Source organism: Trinickia sp., assembly GCF_057351765.1.
On sequence record NZ_JBMRBK010000050.1, the window covers coordinates 1 to 5,108 of the forward strand.

Below are 5,108 nucleotides of genomic sequence, written 5' to 3' on the forward strand. Positions count from 1 at the left end.
GCCGATCAGGCGTGCGAGGAGACCGAAAATGAATATGCTCGATATGGCCGCACGGGCCGGCCTGCAGGTACTGCTCGATGCGCGCATCGGCAACGAGACCTACCATAGTGTGAGCGGCTCGATCGCATCGCTGCAGCGTTTTGCCGATGCGGTCGCCGCCGCGACGCGGGCTGAAGTGCTCCACGCCTCGTGGCCGAAAGCGGGCGTCAACTCGTCCAGGCTGCGTTGTGCCGCGGCACGCAGACGACGCGTCCGCTCTCTGGTACTGCGATGCTTCCGGCAGTCGACGCCACGGCGGGGTTCCGCACGATGGATCAGTGCGGTCGTGCCGCGTCGCGCACCTTCTGCCTGATATCGTCAGCGAGAGCACGATGCGTTCCGGCCAGCGTAACGAGGTCTGTTGCGCCCTGCGGCCGCTCCGCGACGTCAAGGATTCGCTCCGCCGTTGCAACCTTGGACAGCATTTGACCGTGTTCAGAAAGCGCATTCAGCACGGTCATGCCATCTTTTCTGCATGCGATCGCGAGCAACCGCTCCCTAAGGGCGAGAGCCTCCTCCGAGCTCGAGCCGGCCGGCAGTTTGCCGTGGGCAGCGCTAAGCTGCTCAAGTATTGCCGAGCTGTGCTCCTTCATCGCACCTGCTAGCTCTGTGTAGCTGTAGCCCGAATCCACGAGGTCTGCCAGCGATGCCAGCTTCGTTGCGCCGTTCTGTTCCGCGGCGAGATCCAAGACATTGGGAAGCGATGCACCGTGGAACAGCGTTTCCCAATGCTGAGACAACGCGCGCAACACCTTTACGCCATCGTTCCCACATGCGATTTTAGTCAACTGCTCGCGACGTGCAGCCTGCTCCGAGGGCACTAAGGCCGCCGCCAAATTGCCGTGGGCTCGGCGAAGCGCTTCGAGCCCTGCTGAACCGTGTTTCGCTTCCACGCGGGCCAGTTGTTTCGCGGTATAGCGGAAATTCGTGAGATGCGCCTTGGCATCGGCATTGTCGGCGGGCGTCGAGATGGAAAAAGCAGCGGACCGGCCGGAACCTTTTTGAGGCGCGCCTTGCAATGCCGGGCTCTCACCTTGCGGCGTTGCATGCGAACCCGCTTCGACGCGTTCCGAATGCGCGGCTCCGTCTGTGGGGGCTGGCTGATCCGCGCCGCCCGTGCCTTGTGTCGCTCGTCCGACATTCGTCATTTGAGACTCCCTCCCGCTGATGGATAAAAGTGACTTCGCAGCCACTATAGGCGGATGAGCGAAACCTAAACGGCGAATAACGAAGCGGGGAATCGTCGGGCGAACGGGACGTGGTTCAGTTCATTCGTCGGCCGCCAGATCCTTTTTTGCATCGGCACCGAGAATACGCTCGGAAAGTTTCTGATCGTAACTCGAATGGATATGTGTGCGCTTTTTCTCGGGAAAGGCGTAGGTATAGGCCTTGCGCAACGCAAGCGAGGCCTCGTGAAAACCCGAAAGAATCAGCTTTTGCTTGTTCGGATAAACGGCAATATCGCCCACCGCGAAGATGCCCGGACGCGACGATTCGTAGTTCGACGTATCGACAGCCACACGCCCCGCGAGCGTCTCGATCCCCCAATGCGCGATCGGTCCGAGCTCGGCAACGAGGCCGTAAAGCGCGATGACATGATCCGCGTCGATGACCGTCTCGCCACCGATCTGCTTGATATCGACCGACTTCAGCACTCCGCCATCGGCGTTGAGCGCGGCAATCGTACCAATCACGATATCGAGCTCACCATCGGCTGCCGCGCGCTTCGCTTCTTCCACTGATGCGTGCGCCGCGCGAAACGTCTCGCGCCGATGCACGAGCGTCACGCGCTTTGCGATGTTGCGCAGCGCAAGAGCCCAGTCGAGCGCCGAGTCGCCGCCCCCTGCCACGATGACGCGCTGCCCCGCAAATGCGGCAGTTTCACGCACGGCATAGTGGATGTGCCGGCCTTCGAGCGCTGCGGCCGATTCGAGTGCGATACGCTGAGGCACGAACGCACCGTTGCCGGCGGCCAGCAGCACCGCCGCGGTATCGAACACGAGTCCCTTGTCGGTACTCACGCGCCAGCGCTTGTCATCGCCATGCGATTCGAGCGTCGTCACGCGATGCCCCAAGTGTTGAGGCGGATCGAACGGACGGCATTGTTCGGTCAGCCGCTCGACGAGTTCGCGCGCGGTGCATACGGGTATCGCGGGAATATCGAAAATCGGTTTGTCGGGATACAGCTCGATGCATTGACCGCCCGGCACCTCGAGCGCGTCGACGAGGTGACAGGTCAAACCGATCACGCCGGCCTCGAACGCCGCAAAAAGACCAACGGGTCCCGCGCCGACGATGAGGACATCGGTACGAATGGTGGCGTTCTCTGACGATGACGTGCTGCTCACGTTCGAATCCTCTCGATGACGGCGGCGGCCCTCGAAGCGAGGTTCGTCGGCCCGCGCCGGTTTCAATGGCATCGAGTATAGGGGCGGCGCCGGCCCCGCAATGCAGTGGCCCGCTCTCCAGTAGGGAGAAGCCCATGGAAAAAAGGCGCCGCAATGCGGCGCCTTTTCAGACAGCAATCAGACGCTGAAACCCGCTTTAGAAACGGTGACGCAAACCGACCGTTGCGGACGTCTGATTGTTCGAGCTCGAGATGCCGCCGTTATTGGCGTTGTAGACCCATGCCACAGCACCGGCACCCGAAGCGTGCTGGTACACGACCTGCGCGTAGACGTCCGTGCGCTTGGAGAGCGCATAGTCGGCTTGCGCGCCGATCTGGTTGAAGTGCTGACGTGCGCTCACGCCCAGCAGCGATGCTTTTTGCTGCGTGTACGTGTAAGCGACACCCAGACCCAACGCCGGCGTCAGGTTGTACTTGCCGTTGATTTCGTAGTTGTTCTGGTTGAGCGACAGCGGCGCCACAGCGAAGTTGTCGACGCGAGCCTGCGTCCAGACGAAACCGACTTGCGCGGGACCGAACGCATACGAAGCGCCGGCGCCGTAAGTGCGCTGGCGGAAGTTGCCCGGCACACCGAAGACTGAGAAAGCCGACGTATCCGACGCGCCGTTGTTCGCGGCAAGCGGGTTGTTCTGCTGCGCGTACGAAGCCGCGACACGCAGGCCCTGGAACTGATAGGCCGCGCCAACGCTGTATTCGCGGTTGTTCGCGAAGTTGGTCTGGTTGGAGAAGCCGTAGGTCGCACCGAACGTGAAGCCCGCGTAGTTCGCGCTCGTGAACTTGATCGAGTTGTTGACCGCGACACCGTAGTTCGTATTCAGGTTGTCGAAGTTGCCGAAGTGCGCGAACGACGTGCCGCCCCAGCTACCCGTTGCGCTCAGCGGCGCGAGGTAGTCTTGCTCGGCGTCGTACTGGCGGCCGAGCGTTACGGTGCCATAGTTGCTCGACAGACCGACGAACGACTGGCGCGTGAACATGCTGCTGCCGTTGGCGAAGCGGCCGCTATTCACGTTGAAACCGCTTTCGAGCGTGAAGATCGCCTTCAGGCCGTTACCCAGGTCTTCCGAGCCTTTCAGGCCGAAACGGCTTTGATCGATCCCGCCGCTCGTCTGCTGCCAATCCGAATGGCCGCCGACATTGCTCGTGTAATTGATGCCTGCGTCCAAAACGCCGTAGAGCGTGACGCTGCTTTGCGCGTGTGCCGCGACGGCAAACGAAGCCGAAACCGCAGCAACGATGAGGGTCTTTTTCATTGGAGGAAATCCCTTTCTGTTCAAACTGGCCCCGTGGCCAGACTTCGGAAGAACGGCTCTCGTCACCGCGGCTCTCGACGGCGATGACTTATGTCAGATGAATGAGCTGTTCAGCGAGGGGCGAGTCTACGGGGAGGGGGTGTCCGGGTAAACGCGGATTCTGTAATACGTTATTGCTAAAACAGAAACGATAGGGTGCAGCTATTAGTGCATTCCCTTGTTTTGGTTGGATTTTTTTCGTGGTTTAGAAGCGCGTTCATTTCAGGACGCAAGCAAGCGAACGCCCCGCTAGTTGCGAATCCACCACACACTGGCCCGCGCTGATCATGGGCAATGAGCGTCATCGCACCGATACGACATCCCGGCCGGTCCATTGGCGGATTGCGCCGATAGTCTCTCGTCCGCAGCCGCGGGCCGAAGCCTATGCTTGGCGTTGCTTCCCTACGCGCGCAAGGCGCGAACAGGGGTATCCGAAGAAATACGAGAACCGAGGGACGATTGCGAGCGATGAGCATTCGAGCATGGGCCGGCGCAGTTCTGATAGCGACGACGAGCGGACTCGTGTGGGCGCAACGGCCACTCGTCTATCCGTTGCGCAGCCAGTCGCCCGGCGCGCAAAGTGTCGACAACGCGTTTTGCTATTGGCAAGCCAAGCAACAGACGAACGTCGATATCGCGCGCGAACCGCAACGCCCGTTGCGTACCAAAGCGATCGAGTTTACGCCGGACGCGGGGCGCGGCACGTCGGTGCCGCCGCTGCCGCCAGGCGCGGACCGCGCGAAGGCGGCAAGCGGGGGCGCGGGCGCAGCCGCGGCGTCGGCAGCCTCCCCGGCGACTGTGGCCTCCCAGGCGACACCGGCATCGTCGGCAACGAGCGTGGGCGCATCGGGTGCGAGCCAAACTGCCGCGCTCAATGCGGCATCGGGCGCAAGCAGCGTCAACCTGCCTCCTCTTCCTCCGCCCGAGCCCCCTATGACGCGCTACTGGCAGGCATACGGCGACTGCATGCAAAGCCGCGGTTACGGCGTGCGTTGAACGAGCGTCGAAAAGCATAGCAAGCAGACGTGAGCCAGGTGCGCGCATACCGCGCGCCGAGCGCCGAAACGCAGCGATCCCACTTCTTGCGAACGATCCGCTTCAGCGGCGCTTCGCGCCTATCGGCCGTGCGGCAACAGACTTTACAGTCTGTTACCCGGGGCCCGCGTACAGCCGATTCGGCTTTCCCTATACTCCGATCCGCAACTGACTTACTTGCGCTTTGCGAGCGCTCAATCGATACCGAGTCAAATCATGAAACGCCCCACGCTGATCAAGACCACTCTTCTGACTGCGCTCATAGCGGTCGCCGGCTTGTCCCTTACCGCATGTGTCGCGCCGAACCCGTACGGAGCATACGGTGCGCAGCCGCAGTA

At 61.8% G+C, this 5,108-nt stretch carries 4 protein-coding genes and 1 pseudogene; 2 read left to right on the forward strand and 3 right to left on the reverse strand.

Translation table 11 applies throughout. From position 1 onward, the window contains the following. Positions 1 to 314: 314 nt before the first annotated feature. The 3 genes from ACO1XS_RS13595 to ACO1XS_RS13605 all read right to left on the reverse strand — a co-directional run bounded on the left by ACO1XS_RS13595 (position 315) and on the right by ACO1XS_RS13605 (position 3,696). The gene (locus ACO1XS_RS13595) at positions 315 to 1,187 is read right to left on the reverse strand and encodes a hypothetical protein (protein ID WP_486390906.1); all 873 of its coding nucleotides are present in this window, start codon (positions 1,185 to 1,187) and stop codon (positions 315 to 317) included. 120 nt (positions 1,188 to 1,307) lie between these two features. After that, positions 1,308 to 2,387: an NAD(P)/FAD-dependent oxidoreductase gene (locus tag ACO1XS_RS13600; protein ID WP_481579176.1), complete on the reverse strand. Its 1,080-nt coding sequence runs from the start codon at positions 2,385 to 2,387 to the stop codon at positions 1,308 to 1,310. 196 nt (positions 2,388 to 2,583) lie between these two features. Next, complete coding sequence (locus ACO1XS_RS13605; RefSeq protein WP_331567223.1) at positions 2,584 to 3,696, reverse strand: porin; 1,113 nt, start codon at positions 3,694 to 3,696, stop codon at positions 2,584 to 2,586. Between the two features lie 507 nt (positions 3,697 to 4,203). On the opposite strand from ACO1XS_RS13605, the gene ACO1XS_RS13610 reads away from it, so the two are divergent. Both ACO1XS_RS13610 and ACO1XS_RS13615 read left to right on the forward strand, forming a co-directional pair. Next, positions 4,204 to 4,731, forward strand: coding sequence for a hypothetical protein (locus ACO1XS_RS13610; protein ID WP_331567225.1), 528 nt, complete (start codon positions 4,204 to 4,206; stop codon positions 4,729 to 4,731). A gap of 255 nt (positions 4,732 to 4,986) precedes the next feature. Continuing rightward, positions 4,987 to 5,108, forward strand: a pseudogene (locus tag ACO1XS_RS13615) (outer membrane lipoprotein); the annotation flags it as partial.